Genomic DNA, 16222 nt, shown 5'->3' on the forward strand with positions numbered 1-16222 from the left:
GCGGTTAGTGCGCTTCCAGTAACCCTACCTGAGCTGGTTATGCGAGCCTATCGAAGGTGTGCGAATCCCAGTAACCCTACCAGAGCCGGTTACGCGCCCTCATCGACCGAGTGTGCTTCCAGTAACCTTACCAAAGTCGGTTACGCGAGCCTATCGACGGTGTGCGACCCCGGTAACCTTACCTAAGCCGGTTACGCGAGCTTATCGACGGTGTGCGAATCCCAGTAACCCTACCTGAGCCGGTTACGCGCCTTCATCGACGGAGTGCGACCCCAGCAACCATACCCGAGCCGGTTACGAGCTCCCATCGGCCGAGTGCGCCTCCAGTAAAGTAACCTTGCCTAAAGCCGGTTACGCGAGTCTATCGACGGTGTGCGAATCCCAGTAACCCTACCTGAGCCGGTTACGCGCCTTCATCGACGGAGTGCGACCCAGCAACCATACCAGAATCGGTTACGCGCTCCCATCGGCCGAGTACGCCTCCAGTAACCTTACCTAAGCCGGTTACGCGAGCCTATCGACCGTGTGCGAATCCCAGTAACCATACCAGAGCCGGTTACGCGCTCCCATCGACCGAGTGAGACCCCGGTAACCCTACCTGCGCCGGTTACGCGAGCCCATCGACCGAGTGCGCCGCCAGTAACCTTACCTGAGCTGGTTATGTGAGCCCACTGACCATGTGCGAATCCCAATAACCTTACCCGAGCCGGTTACGAGCCCCAAACGAGAGTGTGCAAATCCCGATAACCCGCCATCTCCCGGTCTCGCACATCTTGTAAGATGCTTTATCGCGGTATTGCGAAATATTTGGCGTGAAGGAAGGGGTTATTTTTAACTAAAGGGATTCAAATGTAAGTTTATATGACATATAATTTAACTTGAGAGTGCATCACGCACAATTACGTCTCTTTTTCTTAGCACAACCCCCAAATTAATGTTATATAAATTGACGTTAAAATGACGCAATATCATAATGAAAGTACATCGATGGCGATGAAGTCGCTTAAGATGAAACAAAGACAGGGAGTCGGGAGGAACAATATGAGAAATCGCACGAAGAGCTTATCTATCGGTTTGGTTGTCCTGTTGTTGTTCGCATTCACGCTTGCAGGCTGCGGATCTTCGAACAAGAAGAATGAGGCTTCTCCCTCCGGTTCATCGAGTCCGGCGGTATCCCCGTCGGCTACGCAAGCTGCCTCGCCATCCGACGAGAAGAAGCTGCCTCGCGTAGCTTTCGTGTACATTGGCCCTCCGGGTGACGGCGGCTGGACGTTCCAGCATGACGAAGGCCGCAAGTACCTCGAAGAAAAAACGGGAATCAAGGCGACGACGGTTGAGAACGTTCCGGAGAGCGCGGACGCGGAGCGAGTCATTACAGAGCTCGCCCAGAACCATGACATTATTTTCACGACAAGCTTCGGTTACATGGACTACACGGTCAATGTCGCCAAGAAGTTCCCGAAAGTCGTATTCGTCCATTGCGGCGGGTACAAGACGGACGTAAACATGGCTACTTACTTCGGAAAAAACTGGGAAGCCAGCTATTTGAGCGGCATCGCGGCGGGCAAAGCGACGAAGACGAACCATCTTGGCTACGTAGCGGCTTTCCCGATTCCGGAGCTAATCTACAATATTAACGCCTATACGCTGGGCGCTCAATCGGTTAACCCCGATGTCAAAGTGAGCGTCGTATGGTCCAACACGTGGTACGATCCGACGACCGAACGTCAGGCGGCCATCAGCTTGCTGGACAAAGGCGCGGACGTCCTGATGGCGTACCAGGATTCCCCTGCAACGCTGCAAGCGGCGGCTGAACGCGGTGCGAAAGCGGGCGGCAACGACTCCGATATGACGCGCTTCGCGCCGGATGCTTACTTAACGAATCCGGTTTGGGTATGGGGTCCTTTCTATGTGAAAACGGTCGAAGCCGTCATGGCGGGCACCTGGAAATCCGAGTCGTTCCTCGGCTCGTTCGTGGACGGCACGGTCGATCTCGCTCCTCTCGGCTCGAGCGTCGATCCGGAAGCCAAGGCGAAGATCGAGGAGCTTCTTGCCAAGTACAAGAAAGAAGATCCAAGCATTTTCACCGGTCCGCTCGTCGATCAATCGGGCGCGGAAAAAGTAGCATCGGGCAAAGTGTTGACCGACGCCGAAGTGCTCAGCATGGATTGGTTCGTCAAAGGCGTCGACGGGTCGATTCCGAAGTGATGAAAGCTTAATCGGCTAACAAACGAACCGTAGCTCTATCCGCTATCCGCCGTTTTCCCATTCGATCCGTACTGACGGTGAATCGGGAGAATGGCGGATGAAAGCGGAAGGCCGCATTCGAAAGATCGTCCGGCAAATCCCTTGCCTCAAGGGATTTGTTAATTTATACGACCAAAGGAGCCGCTTGCCATGAGAGAGGGATATGCCATCGAAATGCGGGACATCTGCAAGCAGTTCGGTCCCGTTATCGCGAACGATCACGTGGATTTCGCTGCCCGGGCCGGCGAAATTCACGCCCTGATGGGCGAGAACGGCGCAGGCAAGAGCACGATGATGTGCATGCTTTCCGGAGTGTACCGCCCGAATAGCGGAGAAATTCGCATCGATAACGTTCCCGTCAAAATCCGTTCTCCGAAGGACGCCATGAAGCTCGGAATCGGAATGGTTTTCCAAAACTTTCGGCTCGTTCCGACGCTGACCGCAGCGGAAAATATTGTGCTTGGCGAGAAGTCGTCCTTTTTGCGGGGGCCGAAGTGGATGAAAAACAAGCAAGCCGAAATCAAAGGAATCGCGGAAAAATTCGGTCTGACGTTTCCGGTCGACGTGCCGGTCTGGCAATTGTCCGTAGGCGAGCAGCAGCGTGTGGAGATTGTGAAGACGCTGTACCGGGGAGCCGGCATCATCATACTCGACGAACCGACGTCCGTATTGACTCCCGGAGAGGCCGACCAATTGTTCGATACTCTTCGGCAAATGAAAAACGAAGGCAAGACGGTCATCCTGACGACCCATAAGCTTAAGGAAGTCATGGCGACCGCTGATCGTATATCCGTCATGCGCAAAGGCCGAATGATTCATACGATCGACCGGAGCGAGACGAACGAGCGAGAGCTCGCAAGACTCATGGTAGGCAAAGAGGTGGCGCCGGAGAGGAAGGCGTCCGCACGTACCCGGGGACGTCCGCTGCTGAAGGTTGAGGCGTTGGAAGTTCACGCCGATCATGGACGCAAGGCGCTGGACGATCTGGAGCTGCAAGTGCACGAAGGGGAAATCGTAGGCATCGCGGGTGTGGCCGGCAACGGCCAGAAGGAGCTCGCCGAAGTATTGAACGGTCTTCGGAGCTGGAAGAAGGGAAGCATCGTCTTCAACGGCCAAGAGATCAAAACCGCTTCCGTCAGGCATATGATCGAAGCCGGTGTCGCCCACGTCCCGGAAAATCGCATGAAAAGCGGGCTGGCAGGAGGGTTGGGGGCGGTAGACAATTTGTTGTTCAAGTCCTACCGCACGGACAAACGATCCCGCTTCGGCTTCCTGCGAACGTCCGGCAACCGGGATTGGTCGAAATCGCTCGTCGAAAAATTCGACGTCAAAACGCCGGACATCGATACTCCCGTGCAGCAGATGTCGGGCGGCAATCAGCAAAAGCTATTGTTCGCGCGCGAAATCGACCACGATCCGCTCCTCATGGTTGCCGTTCATCCGACGCAAGGTCTAGACGTCGGCGCGACGGAAGGAGTGCATAGGCTTCTGACGGAGCTTCGCGATGCCGGCCGTGCGGTGCTGCTGCTGTCGGAGGATTTGGACGAAGTGCTCCAGCTGTCCGATCGGGTTCTCGTTATGTACAACGGACGTATCGTTGGAGAGATGTCCGGGGACGAAGCGGATCGGGAAACGATCGGCATGTACATGGCAGGCATGTATGGGCACGAGGACGAGAAGCTGGCTGAGGAGGTGGCGGGATGACGGAAGGAACGGTACCTGCGGACGTTCAGCTCCGAAGCGATTCATTGCCTCCCCCGAAGCGCAAATCGTGGCGCATCGAGATCGATCCGACGAGATCGTCGAGCCCTTGGTGGATGACCGTCGTCTCGGTAGCGCTGGCTCTCGTCGTATGCGGCATATTCATTTGGGCGAACGGGATGAACCCGTTGGCGGTATACAAAAAGATGGTCGTTGGCGCATTCGGCACATCATTCGGCATTACGGAGACGTTGGTCAAATCCATTCCGCTGCTGCTTTGCGGCTTGGGCGTGTCGGTCGCTTACCGGATATCGGTATGGAACATCGGCGCGGAAGGGCAGTTCGCGCTCGGCGCCATATTCGCCACCTCGGTCACCATTTATTTTCCGGAGTGGCCCATCTACCTTTCCATTCCGGCGATGGTCGTCATGGGGATCCTCGGCGGCGGATTATGGGGACTGCTCACCGCTATTCCGAGAACGTATTTTCAAGTCAACGAGCTTATTACATCGCTTATGCTCAATTATGTGGCGCTGCTGCTGCTCGATTATTTCGTATTCGGTCCTTGGAAAGATCCGAAGGGATTCAATTTTCCGGGCTCGCCGATGTTTAACGATGCGCAGTCGCTGCCGATTTTCGGCGATACCCGTCTTCATTTTGGCCTCATATTCGCGCTGCTTGCAGTCGGACTCTATGCGTTCATGATCCGATATACGAGATGGGGTTACGAGCTGCGGCTTATCGGCTCCAATCCGGAAGCGGCTCGCAATGCAGGGATTCGCATTAATCGGCATATTTTGCTCGTTATGATCATATCGGGCGGCTTGGCGGGCTTGGCCGGGATGAGCGAGGTGGCAGGCGTCACGCATCGGCTCATGTACGGCATCTCGCCGGGGTACGGGTACACCGCCATAATCGTCGCTTGGCTGGCGAAGCTGAATCCGGTCGGACTGATCGTATCCTCGTTCCTGTTCGGCGGATTGATCGTAGGGGGATACAGCGTGCAAACGCTCGGCATTCCTTCCTCGATCTCCAGCATGCTGCAGGGCGCGATCTTGTTTTTCCTAATCGCTGGAGGCACGATCTCCAAATTCCGGCTGCGTCGCAGCGTCTAAAGGAGCGGATTATCGATGGATATGTGGATGCAAATGATCGTCGCCGCCGTCGCCTCCGGAACTCCACTGCTGTTCGCGACGCTTGGCGGTATTCTGATCGAACGGTCCGGCATTATTCAGCTTGGGGCGGAAGGTCTCATGCTGATGGGGGCGGTCATCGCCTGCCTCACTTACTTGAACACGGGCAGTCTTACGGCAGCCATTCTTGTCGTCATTGCGGTTAGCGTTGCGCTCGGCCTCTTGCATGCGTTCGTCACCGTAACGCTTAGGGCGAATCAAATCGTGAGCGGTCTTGCGATGACGCTTCTCGGAGCCGGACTTAGCGCCTATATTGGCAAGCCGATCAGCGGTCTGCCATTGCCCGGCTCGGTTCCGAAATGGCATATGTCTTGGCTGGAGCCCGTTCCGGTTATCGGCGATATTTTCGCTCATCTGGATGTATTCACCTGGGCAAGCTTTGCGCTTGTTGCGGCCATGCACATTTACATTCACCGCACGTCGGCGGGGCTGCATCTAAGAGCGATCGGCGACAATCCGCCGACGGCGGACGTCATGGGCATCCCGGTTCAATGGCTGCGATACGGCTACGTTATCGCGGGCTCGGCTCTCATCGGCTTGGCTGGAGCGGATTTGCTGCTCGTCTATACGCCGGCCTGGACCGAAGGGATGACGGCGGGCAAAGGGTGGATCGCCGTCGCGCTCGTCATCTTCGCCAGATGGAATCCGCTGCGAGCATTGTTCTGCGCGTACTTCTTCGGAATGCTCGATTCGCTCGGCTTCCGCCTTCAATTGATCGGGAGCGACGTTCCAACCTATTTCTTGAAAATGATTCCTTATTTCGTGACGATTTTCGTTCTGATGTTTTTGGGCTGGCGGAATCGCGGCAAGCTGTCCGGCGCTCCGCAGTCGCTGGGAACGCCTTACTTGCGCGAGCAGCGATTCTGATCCGGCAACGTTGTCGCAAGGCCGAAGGAGGGATTAACGATGTCCAACATACATGGCAGCAGCTTTCGTTATCCCGAAGTATGGAGACCGGCCGATCCGGCGGAGGCATGGCAATGGAAGCGCCGGTTCGGCGCGGAAGCGGCGTTCGCGGCCGGGGCGACATGGCTTCGGACGCAATGGGAAGCAGGCTCGCTGCCGATGCCTTCTTATTTGATCGATTTGAGCGCTGTGAAGGAACTGACGGGAATAAAAGTCAAGCATAATCGGTTAACGATAGGAGCGCTGACATCTCTCGCCCAAGTGCGTTCGAGTGCCGAGGTTCTCGCGAACGCGCCTGCGCTTACGGCGGCTGCTGCTGCGATAGCCGCGCACTCGATCCGCCAGTTGGCGACGATAGGCGGCAATATCGTCACCCGGGTCGGCGATTCGCTGCCGGCGCTTATCGCTCACGAAGCGGAGCTGGTTTGGCAAGATGACGAAGGAGAACGCGCGATGGATGCGGAGTCGTGGCTGGAACGTTGCCGAAGCGGAACGGCAGGGCCTTCGCTGCTGAAGGAAATCCGGCTCCCGTTAGTCGAAGCAGCTTCCGGGCTTGCCGTTGGCACCGCCGTTGAGGCTGCCGCCGATGTTGGATTCGGCAGCGGATCGCGGTCGGAAGCGGCATTGGATTCGGGCGGTTCAGCCGAAAGGACGTTCAGCTATTACCACAAGGTCGGCCGCCGGGAAGCGTTCACGCCTTCGCTAGCGACAGCGGCAATGAACGGAACGCTGACTGAAGACGGCGTCATTGCGCAAATCAGAATCGCGGCGGGTGGAGGCAGCATGCTTGCTCAAAGGCTGGCGCTGGCGGAGAAGGCAGTGATCGGCGCGAAGCCGGGCCGGGAAGCCGCCGAAGCGATGTTCGCGGCGGTTGCAGCCGAATATGCTCCCGCGCCGGACCCGTTCGCCTCGAAGGAATATCGGATTCGAACGGTCGCGAACCTGCTTGCGGCGGAAGCTTGGAAGCTTGGCCGGAAAGCCCCGCCATCGGAAGGAGGCTGACAGATGGGACTGGTGACGAAAGAAAAGAGCGGAAGCAGATGGCGAATCCGTCCCGACGGCCCGGCGAAAGTGACCGGGTCGCTTGTCTATTTGACCGACATGCGCCATCCGGACGAATTGATCGGAGCGGTTCTCCGAAGCGAGCATCCTCACGCTCTCATCCGTTCGATTTCGACGGAGAAAGCGGTCGCGCTGCCCGGCGTGCATGCCGTGCTGACATGGCGCGACGTCCCCGGCCTGAACGGCTTCGGTATCGCAAAGCCGGATCAGCCGGTGTTCTGCGAAGACAAGGTCCGGTATGTGGGCGACGCGGTCGCGGCGGTGGCGGCCGATTCGCGGGAAATCGCGGCGGAAGCGCTCGCCCTTATCGAAGTCGACTACGAGCTTCTACCGGTCGTGGACGAAGCCCTGCCGTTCCGCTTCGGCAACGTTCCAGCCACGACTCCGCATCCATCGCGCGTTCTCCTTCGTCATCTTGCCAAACCAGCTCCGCTTCGTGAGCGATAAGCCCGGCAGCGAATCGCCGACCCGGGTGACGATATTGCCGCCTATCGTCGCCAACTGGCGGATCGAGTGCGCGGCTATCGCAGCAGCAGCCGCCGTAAGCGCAGGCGCGTTCGCGAGAACCTCGGCACTCGAACGCACTTGGGCGAGAGATGTCAGCGCTCCTATCGTTAACCGATTATGCTTGACTTTTATTCCCGTCAGTTCCTTCACAGCGCTCAAATCGATCAAATAAGAAGGCATCGGCAGCGAGCCTGCTTCCCATTGCGTCCGAAGCCATGTCGCCCCCGGCCGCGAACGCCGCTTCCGCGCCGAACCGGCGCTTCCATTGCCATGCCTCCGCCGGATCGGCCGGTCTCCATACTTCGGGATAACGAAAGCTGCTGCCATGTATGTTGGACATCGTTAATCCCTCCTTCGGCCTTGCGACAACGTTGCCGGATCAGAATCGCTGCTCGCGCAAGTAAGGCGTTCCCAGCGACTGCGGAGCGCCGGACAGCTTGCCGCGATTCCGCCAGCCCAAAAACATCAGAACGAAAATCGTCACGAAATAAGGAATCATTTTCAAGAAATAGGTTGGAACGTCGCTCCCGATCAATTGAAGGCGGAAGCCGAGCGAATCGAGCATTCCGAAGAAGTACGCGCAGAACAATGCTCGCAGCGGATTCCATCTGGCGAAGATGACGAGCGCGACGGCGATCCACCCTTTGCCCGCCGTCATCCCTTCGGTCCAGGCCGGCGTATAGACGAGCAGCAAATCCGCTCCAGCCAAGCCGATGAGAGCCGAGCCCGCGATAACGTAGCCGTATCGCAGCCATTGAACCGGGATGCCCATGACGTCCGCCGTCGGCGGATTGTCGCCGATCGCTCTTAGATGCAGCCCCGCCGACGTGCGGTGAATGTAAATGTGCATGGCCGCAACAAGCGCAAAGCTTGCCCAGGTGAATACATCCAGATGAGCGAAAATATCGCCGATAACCGGAACGGGCTCCAGCCAAGACATATGCCATTTCGGAACCGAGCCGGGCAATGGCAGACCGCTGATCGGCTTGCCATATAGGCGCTAAGTCCGGCTCCGAGAAGCGTCATCGCAAGACCGCTCACGATTTGATTCGCCCTAAGCGTTACGGTGACGAACGCATGCAAGAGGCCGAGCGCAACGCTAACCGCAATGACGACAAGAATGGCTGCCGTAAGACTGCCCGTGTTCAAGTAAGTGAGGCAGGCGATGACCGCCCCCATCAGCATGAGACCTTCCGCCCCAAGCTGAATAATGCCGGACCGTTCGATCAGAATACCGCCAAGCGTCGCGAACAGCAGTGGAGTTCCGGAGGCGACGGCGGCGACGATCATTTGCATCCACATATCCATCGATAATCCGCTCCTTTAGACGCTGCGACGCAGCCGGAATTTGGAGATCGTGCCTCCAGCGATTAGGAAAAACAAGATCGCGCCCTGCAGCATGCTGGAGATCGAGGAAGGAATGCCGAGCGTTTGCACGCTGTATCCCCCTACGATCAATCCGCCGAACAGGAACGAGGATACGATCAGTCCGACCGGATTCAGCTTCGCCAGCCAAGCGACGATTATGGCGGTGTACCCGTACCCCGGCGAGATGCCGTACATGAGCCGATGCGTGACGCCTGCCACCTCGCTCATCCCGGCCAAGCCCGCCAAGCCGCCCGATATGATCATAACGAGCAAAATATGCCGATTAATGCGAATCCCTGCATTGCGAGCCGCTTCCGGATTGGAGCCGATAAGCCGCAGCTCGTAACCCCATCTCGTATATCGGATCATGAACGCATAGAGTCCGACTGCAAGCAGCGCGAATATGAGGGCCAAAATGAAGACGGGTATCGCCGAAAATCGGCAGCGACTGCGCATCGTTAAACATCGGCGAGCCGGAAAATTGAATCCCTTCGGATCTTTCCAAGGACCGAATACGAAATAATCGAGCAGCAGCAGCGCCACATAATTGAGCATAAGCGATGTAATAAGCTCGTTGACTTGAAAATACGTTCTCGGAATAGCGGTGAGCAGTCCCCATAATCCGCCGCCGAGGATCCCCATGACGACCATCGCCGGAATGGAAAGGTAGATGGGCCACTCCGGAAAATAAATGGTGACCGAGGTGGCGAATATGGCGCCGAGCGCGAACTGCCCTTCCGCGCCGATGTTCCATACCGATATCCGGTAAGCGACCGACACGCCCAAGCCGCAAAGCAGCAGCGGAATGGATTTGACCAACGTCTCCGTAATGCCGAATGATGTGCCGAATGCGCCAACGACCATCTTTTTGTATACCGCCAACGGGTTCATCCCGTTCGCCCAAATGAATATGCCGCATACGACGAGAGCCAGCGCTACCGAGACGACGGTCATCCACCACAAGGGCTCGACGATCTCGTCGGATCGATCTCGATGCGCCACGATTTGCGCTTCGGGGGAGGCAATGAATCGCTTCGGAGCTGAACGTCCGCAGGTACCGTTCCTTCCGTCATCCCGCCACCTCCTCAGCCAGCTTCTCGTCCTCGTGCCCATACATGCCTGCCATGTACATGCCGATCGTTTCCCGATCCGCTTCGTCCCCGGACATCTCTCCAACGATACGTCCGTTGTACATAACGAGAACCCGATCGGACAGCTGGAGCACTTCGTCCAAATCCTCCGACAGCAGCAGCACCGCACGGCCGGCATCGCGAAGCTCCGTCAGAAGCCTATGCACTCCTTCCGTCGCGCCGACGTCTAGACCTTGCGTCGGATGAACGGCAACCATGAGGAGCGGATCGTGGTCGATTTCGCGCGCGAACAATAGCTTTTGCTGATTGCCGCCCGACATCTGCTGCACGGGAGTATCGATGTCCGGCGTTTTGACGTCGAATTTTTCGACGAGCGATTTCGACCAATCCCGGTTGCCGGACGTTCGCAGGAAGCCGAAGCGGGATCGTTTGTCCGTGCGGTAGGACTTGAACAACAAATTGTCTACCGCCCCCAACCCTCCTGCCAGCCCGCTTTTCATGCGATTTTCCGGGACGTGGGCGACACCGGCTTCGATCATATGCCTGACGGAAGCGGTTTTGATCTCTTGGCCGTTGAAGACGATGCTTCCCTTCTTCCAGCTCCGAAGACCGTTCAATACTTCGGCGAGCTCCTTCTGGCCGTTGCCGGCCACACCCGCGATGCCTACGATTTCCCCTTCGTGCACTTGCAGCTCCAGATCGTCCAGCGCCTTGCGTCCATGATCGGCGTGAACTTCCAACGCCTCAACCTTCAGCAGCGGACGTCCCCGGGTACGTGCGGACGCCTTCCTCTCCGGCGCCACCTCTTTGCCTACCATGAGTCTTGCGAGCTCTCGCTCGTTCGTCTCGCTCCGGTCGATCGTATGAATCATTCGGCCTTTGCGCATGACGGATATACGATCAGCGGTCGCCATGACTTCCTTAAGCTTATGGGTCGTCAGGATGACCGTCTTGCCTTCGTTTTTCATTTGCCGAAGAGTATCGAACAATTGGTCGGCCTCTCGGGAGTCAATACGGACGTCGGTTCGTCGAGTATGATGATGCCGGCTCCCCGGTACAGCGTCTTCACAATCTCCACACGCTGCTGCTCGCCTACGGACAATTGCCAGACCGGCACGTCGACCGGAAACGTCAGACCGAATTTTTCCGCGATTCCTTTGATTTCGGCTTGCTTGTTTTTCATCCACTTCGGCCCCCGCAAAAAGGACGACTTCTCGCCAAGCACAATATTTTCCGCTGCGGTCAGCGTCGAACGAGCCGAAAGTTTTGGAAAACCATTCCGATTCCGAGCTTCATGGCGTCCTTCGGAGAACGGATTTTGACGGGAACGTTATCGATGCGAATTTCTCCGCTATTCGGGCGGTACACTCCGGAAAGCATGCACATCATCGTGCTCTTGCCTGCGCCGTTCTCGCCCATCAGGGCGTGAATTTCGCCGGCCCGGCAGCGAAATCCACGTGATCGTTCGCGATAACGGGACCGAACTGCTTGCAGATGTCCCGCATTTCGATGGCATATCCCTCTCTCATGGCAAGCGGCTCCTTTGGTCGTATAAATTAACAAATCCCTTGAGCAAGGGATTTGCCGGACGATCTTTCGAATGCGGCCTTCCGCTTTCATCCGCCATTCTCCCGATTCACCGTCAGTACGGATCGAATGGGAAAACGGCGGATAGCGGATAGAGCTACGGTTCGTTTGTTAGCCGATTAAGCTTTCATCACTTCGGAATCGACCCGTCGACGCCTTTGACGAACCAATCCATGCTGAGCACTTCGGCGTCGGTCAACACTTTGCCCGATGCTACTTTTTCCGCGCCCGATTGATCGACGAGCGGACCGGTGAAAATGCTTGGATCTTCTTTCTTGTACTTGGCAAGAAGCTCCTCGATCTTCGCCTTGGCTTCCGGATCGACGCTCGAGCCGAGAGGAGCGAGATCGACCGTGCCGTCACGAACGAGCCGAGGAACGACTCGGATTTCCAGGTGCCCGCCATGACGGCTTCGACCGTTTTCACATAGAAAGGACCCCATACCAAACCGGATTCGTTAAGTAAGCATCCGGCGCGAAGCGCGTCATATCGGAGTCGTTGCCGCCCGCTTTCGCACCGCGTTCAGCCGCCGCTTGCAGCGTTGCAGGGGAATCCTGGTACGCCATCAGGACGTCCGCGCCTTTGTCCAGCAAGCTGATGGCCGCCTGACGTTCGGTCGTCGGATCGTACCACGTGTTGGACCATACGACGCTCACTTTGACATCGGGGTTAACCGATTGAGCGCCCAGCGTATAGGCGTTAATATTGTAGATTAGCTCCGGAATCGGGAAAGCCGCTACGTAGCCAAGATGGTTCGTCTTCGTCGCTTTGCCCGCCGCGATGCCGCTCAAATAGCTGGCTTCCCAGTTTTTTCCGAAGTAAGTAGCCATGTTTACGTCCGTCTTGTACCCGCCGCAATGGACGAATACGACTTTCGGGAACTTCTTGGCGACATTGACCGTGTAGTCCATGTAACCGAAGCTTGTCGTGAAAAATAATGTCATGGTTCTGGGCGAGCTCTGTAATGACTCGCTCCGCGTCCGCGCTCTCCGGAACGTTCTCAACCGTCGTCGCCTTGATTCCCGTTTTTTCTTCGAGGTACTTGCGGCCTTCGTCATGCTGGAACGTCCAGCCGCCGTCACCCGGAGGGCCAATGTACACGAAAGCTACGCGAGGCAGCTTCTTCTCGTCGGATGGCGAGGCAGCTTGCGTAGCCGACGGGATACCGCCGGACTCGATGAACCGGAGGGAGAAGCCTCATTCTTCTTGTTCGAAGATCCGCAGCCTGCAAGCGTGAATGCGAACAACAACAGGACAACCAAACCGATAGATAAGCTCTTCGTGCGATTTCTCATATTGTTCCTCCCGACTCCCTGTCTTTGTTTCATCTTAAGCGACTTCATCCATCGATGTACTTTCATTATGATATTGCGTCATTTTAACGTCAATTTATATAACATTAATTTGGGGGTTGTGCTAAGAAAAGAGACGTAATTGTGCGTGATGCACTCTCAAGTTAAATTATATGTCATATAAACTTACATTTGAATCCCTTTAGTTAAAAAATAACCCCTTCCTTCACGCCAAATATTTCGCAATACCGCGATAAAGCATCTTACAAGATGTGCGAGACCGGGAGATGGCGGGTTATCGGGATTTGCACACTCTCGTTTGGGGCTCGTAACCGGCTCGGGTAAGGTTATTGGGATTCGCACATGGTCAGTGGGCTCACATAACCAGCTCAGGTAAGGTTACTGGCGGCGCACTCGGTCGATGGGCTCGCGTAACCGGCGCAGGTAGGGTTACCGGGGTCTCACTCGGTCGATGGGAGCGCGTAACCGGCTCTGGTATGTTTACTGGATTCGCACACGGTCGATAGGCTCGCGTAACCGGCTTAGGTAAGGTTACTGGAGGCGTACTCGGCCGATGGGAGCGCGTAACCGATTCTGGTATGGTTGCTGGGTCGCACTCCGTCGATGAAGGCGCGTAACCGGCTCAGGTAGGGTTACTGGGATTCGCACACCGTCGATAGACTCGCGTAACCGGCTTTAGGCAAGGTTACTTTACTGGAGGCGCACTCGGCCGATGGAGCTCGTAACCGGCTCGGGTATGGTTGCTGGGGTCGCACTCCGTCGATGAAGGCGCGTAACCGGCTCAGGTAGGGTTACTGGGATTCGCACACCGTCGATAAGCTCGCGTAACCGGCTTAGGTAAGGTACCGGGTCGCACACCGTCGATAGGCTCGCGTAACCGACTTTGGTAAGGTTACTGGAAGCACACTCGGTCGATGAGGCGCGTAACCGGCTCTGGTTAGGGTTACTGGGTTCGCGCTCCCATCGACTGAGTGCGCTTCCAGTAACCCTACCTGAGCTGGTTATGCGAGCCTATCGAAGGTGTGCGAATCCCAGTACCCTACCAGAGCCGGTTACGCCCCTCATCGACCGAGTGTGCTTCCAGTAACCTTACCAAAGTCGGTTACGCGAGCCTATCGACGGTGTGCGACCCCGGTAACCTTACCTAAGCGGTTACGCGAGCTTATCGACGCGTGTGCGAATCCCAGTAACCCTACCTGAGCCGGTTACGCGCCTTCATCGACGGAGTGCGACCCCAGCAACCATACCCGAGCCGGTTACGAGCTCCCATCGGCCGAGTGCGCCTCCAGTAAAGTAACCTTGCCTAAAGCCGGTTACGCGAGTCTATCGACGGTGTGCGAATCCCAGTAACCCTACCTGAGCCGGTTACGCGCCTTCATCGACGGAGTGCGACCCAGCAACCATACCAGAATCGGTTACGCGCTCCCATCGGCCGAGTACGCCTCCAGTAACCTTACCTAAGCCGGTTACGCGAGCCTATCGACCGTGTGCGAATCCCAGTAACCATACCAGAGCCGGTTACGCGCTCCCATCGACGAGTGAGACCCCGTAACCCTACCTGCGCCGGTTACGCGAGCCCATCGACCGAGTGCGCCGCCAGTAACCTTACCTGAGCTGGTTATGTGAGCCCACTGACCAGGTGCGAATCCCAATAACCTTACCCGAGCCGGTTACGAGCCCCAAACGAGAGTGTGCAAATCCCAGATAACCCCCATCTCCCGGTCTCGCACATCTTGTAAGATGCTTGTATCCGGTATGCGAAAATATTTGGCGTGAAGGAAGGGGTTATTTTAACTAAAGGATTCAAATGTAAGTTTAAGGGGATTAACTAAATTAAGAATGCACAAATTATCAACTTTTTTAATGTTATTTTATGACATATAATTTAACTTGAGAGTGCATCACGCACAATTACGTCTCTTTTTCTTAGCACAACCCCCAAATTAATGTTATATAAATTGACGTTAAAATGACGCAATATCATAATGAAAGTACATCGATGGCGATGAAGTCGCTTAAGATGAAACAAAGACAGGGAGTCGGGAGGAACAATATGAGAAATCGCACGAAGAGCTTATCTATCGGTTGGTTGTCCTGTTGTTGTTCGCATTCACGCTTGCAGGCTGCGGATCTTCGAACAAGAAGAATGAGGCTTCTCCCTCCGGTTCATCGAGTCCGGCGGTATCCCCGTCGGCTACGCAAGCTGCCTCGCCATCCGACGAGAAGAAGCTGCCTCGCGTAGCTTTCGTGTACATTGGCCCTCCGGGTGACGGCGGCTGGACGTTCCAGCATGACGAAGGCCGCAAGTACCTCGAAGAAAAAACGGAATCAAGGCGACGACGGTTGAGAACGTTCCGGAGAGCGCGGACGCGGAGCGAGTCATTACAGAGCTCGCCCAGAACCATGACATTATTTTCACGACAAGCTTCGGTTACATGGACTACACGGTCAATGTCGCCAAGAAGTTCCCAAAGTCGTATTCGTCCATTGCGGCGGTACAAGACGGACGTAAACATGGCTACTTACTTCGGAAAAAACTGGGAAGCCAGCTATTTGAGCGGCATCGCGGCGGGCAAAGCGACGAAGACGAACCATCTTGGCTACGTAGCGGCTTTCCCGATTCCGGAGCTAATCTACAATATTAACGCCTATACGCTGGGCGCTCAATCGGTTAACCCCGATGTCAAAGTGAGCGTCGTATGGTCCAACACGTGGTACGATCCGACGACCGAACGTCAGGCGGCCATCAGCTTGCTGGACAAAGCGCGGACGTCCTGATGGCGTACCAGGATTCCCCTGCAACGCTGCAAGCGGCGGCTGAACGCGGTGCGAAAGCGGGCGGCAACGACTCCGATATGACGCGCTTCGCGCCGGATGCTTACTTAACGAATCCGGTTTGGTATGGGGTCCTTTCTATGTGAAAACGGTCGAAGCCGTCATGGCGGGCACCTGGAAATCCGAGTCGTTCCTCGGCTCGTTCGTGGACGGCACGGTCGATCTCGCTCCTCTCGGCTCGAGCGTCGATCCGGAAGCCAAGGCGAAGATCGAGGAGCTTCTTGCCAAGTACAAGAAAGAAGATCCAAGCATTTTCACCGGTCCGCTCGTCGATCAATCGGGCGCGAAAAAGTAGCATCGGGCAAAGTGTTGACCGACGCCGAAGTGCTCAGCATGGATTGGTTCGTCAAAGGCGTCGACGGGTCGATTCCGAAGTGATGAAAGCTTAATCGGCTAACAAACGAACCGTAGC

The 16222-nt window shown here is 56.3% G+C and carries 18 protein-coding genes and 1 pseudogene; 8 read left to right on the plus strand and 11 right to left on the minus strand.

Annotated features, from left to right (window positions below; all coding sequences use genetic code 11):
- Window positions 1–1041: 1041 nt before the first annotated feature.
- From D3H35_RS11185 to D3H35_RS11210, 6 genes are all read left to right on the plus strand, one after another.
- On the plus strand, window positions 1042–2208 hold the full coding sequence (locus D3H35_RS11185) for a BMP family ABC transporter substrate-binding protein (protein WP_119149340.1): 1167 nt from the start codon (window positions 1042–1044) through the stop codon (window positions 2206–2208).
- A gap of 189 nt (window positions 2209–2397) precedes the next feature.
- Window positions 2398–3951 carry an ABC transporter ATP-binding protein gene (locus tag D3H35_RS11190; protein WP_119149342.1) on the plus strand — a complete coding sequence of 518 codons (1554 nt, stop codon included), beginning with the start codon at window positions 2398–2400 and terminating at the stop codon, window positions 3949–3951.
- The gene (locus D3H35_RS11195) at window positions 3948–5063 is read left to right on the plus strand and encodes an ABC transporter permease (protein ID WP_119149344.1); all 1116 of its coding nucleotides are present in this window, start codon (window positions 3948–3950) and stop codon (window positions 5061–5063) included. The genes D3H35_RS11190 and D3H35_RS11195 overlap by 4 nt, the downstream gene beginning before the upstream one ends.
- A gap of 15 nt (window positions 5064–5078) precedes the next feature.
- Entirely contained in the window at window positions 5079–6008 is a 930-nt protein-coding gene (locus tag D3H35_RS11200) for an ABC transporter permease (protein ID WP_119149346.1), read from the plus strand.
- 39 nt (window positions 6009–6047) lie between these two features.
- Window positions 6048–7049 carry an FAD binding domain-containing protein gene (locus D3H35_RS11205; RefSeq protein ID WP_119149348.1) on the plus strand — a complete coding sequence of 334 codons (1002 nt, stop codon included), beginning with the start codon at window positions 6048–6050 and terminating at the stop codon, window positions 7047–7049.
- Between the two features lie 3 nt (window positions 7050–7052).
- Entirely contained in the window at window positions 7053–7556 is a 504-nt protein-coding gene (locus D3H35_RS11210; protein WP_119149350.1) for a hypothetical protein, read from the plus strand.
- Here D3H35_RS11210 and D3H35_RS34795 read toward each other — a convergent pair.
- From D3H35_RS34795 to D3H35_RS32300, 11 genes and pseudogenes are all read right to left on the minus strand, one after another.
- Window positions 7437–7796: an FAD binding domain-containing protein gene (locus D3H35_RS34795; RefSeq protein ID WP_411675145.1), complete on the minus strand. Its 360-nt coding sequence runs from the start codon at window positions 7794–7796 to the stop codon at window positions 7437–7439. The genes D3H35_RS11210 and D3H35_RS34795 overlap by 120 nt on opposite strands.
- Window positions 7732–7956: a hypothetical protein gene (locus D3H35_RS32275; protein ID WP_233567876.1), complete on the minus strand. Its 225-nt coding sequence runs from the start codon at window positions 7954–7956 to the stop codon at window positions 7732–7734. The genes D3H35_RS34795 and D3H35_RS32275 overlap by 65 nt, the downstream gene beginning before the upstream one ends.
- 39 nt (window positions 7957–7995) lie before the next feature.
- Entirely contained in the window at window positions 7996–8466 is a 471-nt protein-coding gene (locus D3H35_RS33470; RefSeq protein ID WP_267901386.1) for an ABC transporter permease, read from the minus strand.
- The gene (locus D3H35_RS33475) at window positions 8424–8924 is read right to left on the minus strand and encodes an ABC transporter permease subunit (RefSeq protein ID WP_267901378.1); all 501 of its coding nucleotides are present in this window, start codon (window positions 8922–8924) and stop codon (window positions 8424–8426) included. The genes D3H35_RS33470 and D3H35_RS33475 overlap by 43 nt, the downstream gene beginning before the upstream one ends.
- Before the next feature lie 15 nt (window positions 8925–8939).
- Complete coding sequence (locus tag D3H35_RS11225) at window positions 8940–9986, minus strand: ABC transporter permease (protein WP_158594072.1); 1047 nt, start codon at window positions 9984–9986, stop codon at window positions 8940–8942.
- Between the two features lie 67 nt (window positions 9987–10053).
- Complete coding sequence (locus D3H35_RS11230) at window positions 10054–11064, minus strand: ABC transporter ATP-binding protein (RefSeq protein WP_233567877.1); 1011 nt, start codon at window positions 11062–11064, stop codon at window positions 10054–10056.
- Window positions 11040–11695: pseudogene (locus D3H35_RS34800) on the minus strand (ATP-binding cassette domain-containing protein). The gene D3H35_RS11230 and the pseudogene D3H35_RS34800 overlap by 25 nt, the downstream one beginning before the upstream one ends.
- 97 nt (window positions 11696–11792) lie before the next feature.
- A complete protein-coding gene (locus D3H35_RS32290; RefSeq protein ID WP_233567880.1) occupies window positions 11793–12104 on the minus strand; it encodes a hypothetical protein in 312 nt (103 codons plus the stop codon).
- On the minus strand, window positions 12085–12606 hold the full coding sequence (locus tag D3H35_RS32295; RefSeq protein ID WP_233567881.1) for a BMP family ABC transporter substrate-binding protein: 522 nt from the start codon (window positions 12604–12606) through the stop codon (window positions 12085–12087). The genes D3H35_RS32290 and D3H35_RS32295 overlap by 20 nt, the downstream gene beginning before the upstream one ends.
- Window positions 12607–12768: 162 nt before the next feature.
- A complete protein-coding gene (locus D3H35_RS11240; protein WP_119149355.1) occupies window positions 12769–12957 on the minus strand; it encodes a hypothetical protein in 189 nt (62 codons plus the stop codon).
- A gap of 2096 nt (window positions 12958–15053) precedes the next feature.
- A complete protein-coding gene (locus D3H35_RS32300) occupies window positions 15054–15230 on the minus strand; it encodes a hypothetical protein (RefSeq protein WP_233567882.1) in 177 nt (58 codons plus the stop codon).
- Window positions 15231–15489: 259 nt separating this feature from the next.
- Here D3H35_RS32300 and D3H35_RS32305 point away from each other — a divergent pair, with 259 nt between their 5' ends.
- Together D3H35_RS32305 and D3H35_RS32310 are read left to right on the plus strand one after the other, a co-directional pair.
- Window positions 15490–15753, plus strand: a complete 264-nt coding sequence (locus D3H35_RS32305) for a BMP family ABC transporter substrate-binding protein (protein ID WP_233567883.1) — start codon at window positions 15490–15492, stop codon at window positions 15751–15753.
- Between the two features lie 139 nt (window positions 15754–15892).
- On the plus strand, window positions 15893–16105 hold the full coding sequence (locus D3H35_RS32310; RefSeq protein ID WP_233567884.1) for a hypothetical protein: 213 nt from the start codon (window positions 15893–15895) through the stop codon (window positions 16103–16105).
- The last annotated feature ends 117 nt before the right edge of the window (window positions 16106–16222 follow it).

Source organism: Cohnella faecalis (assembly GCF_003570905.1).
Classification (GTDB): domain Bacteria; phylum Bacillota; class Bacilli; order Paenibacillales; family Paenibacillaceae; genus Cohnella; species Cohnella faecalis.

Coding starts and splice junctions, on each gene's coding strand:
- D3H35_RS11185 (WP_119149340.1), top strand. CDS start 1,042: ATGAGAAATCGCACGAAGAGCTTATCTATCGGTTTGGTTGTCCTGTTG.
- D3H35_RS11190 (WP_119149342.1), top strand. CDS start 2,398: ATGAGAGAGGGATATGCCATCGAAATGCGGGACATCTGCAAGCAGTTC.
- D3H35_RS11195 (WP_119149344.1), top strand. CDS start 3,948: ATGACGGAAGGAACGGTACCTGCGGACGTTCAGCTCCGAAGCGATTCA.
- D3H35_RS11200 (WP_119149346.1), top strand. CDS start 5,079: ATGGATATGTGGATGCAAATGATCGTCGCCGCCGTCGCCTCCGGAACT.
- D3H35_RS11205 (WP_119149348.1), top strand. CDS start 6,048: ATGTCCAACATACATGGCAGCAGCTTTCGTTATCCCGAAGTATGGAGA.
- D3H35_RS11210 (WP_119149350.1), top strand. CDS start 7,053: ATGGGACTGGTGACGAAAGAAAAGAGCGGAAGCAGATGGCGAATCCGT.
- D3H35_RS34795 (WP_411675145.1), bottom strand. CDS start 7,796: ATGCCTTCTTATTTGATCGATTTGAGCGCTGTGAAGGAACTGACGGGA.
- D3H35_RS32275 (WP_233567876.1), bottom strand. CDS start 7,956: ATGTCCAACATACATGGCAGCAGCTTTCGTTATCCCGAAGTATGGAGA.
- D3H35_RS33470 (WP_267901386.1), bottom strand. CDS start 8,466: ATGCACATTTACATTCACCGCACGTCGGCGGGGCTGCATCTAAGAGCG.
- D3H35_RS33475 (WP_267901378.1), bottom strand. CDS start 8,924: ATGGATATGTGGATGCAAATGATCGTCGCCGCCGTCGCCTCCGGAACT.
- D3H35_RS32290 (WP_233567880.1), bottom strand. CDS start 12,104: ATGGGGTCCTTTCTATGTGAAAACGGTCGAAGCCGTCATGGCGGGCAC.
- D3H35_RS32295 (WP_233567881.1), bottom strand. CDS start 12,606: ATGACATTATTTTTCACGACAAGCTTCGGTTACATGGACTACACGGTC.
- D3H35_RS11240 (WP_119149355.1), bottom strand. CDS start 12,957: ATGAGAAATCGCACGAAGAGCTTATCTATCGGTTTGGTTGTCCTGTTG.
- D3H35_RS32300 (WP_233567882.1), bottom strand. CDS start 15,230: ATGTACACGAAAGCTACGCGAGGCAGCTTCTTCTCGTCGGATGGCGAG.
- D3H35_RS32305 (WP_233567883.1), top strand. CDS start 15,490: ATGGCTACTTACTTCGGAAAAAACTGGGAAGCCAGCTATTTGAGCGGC.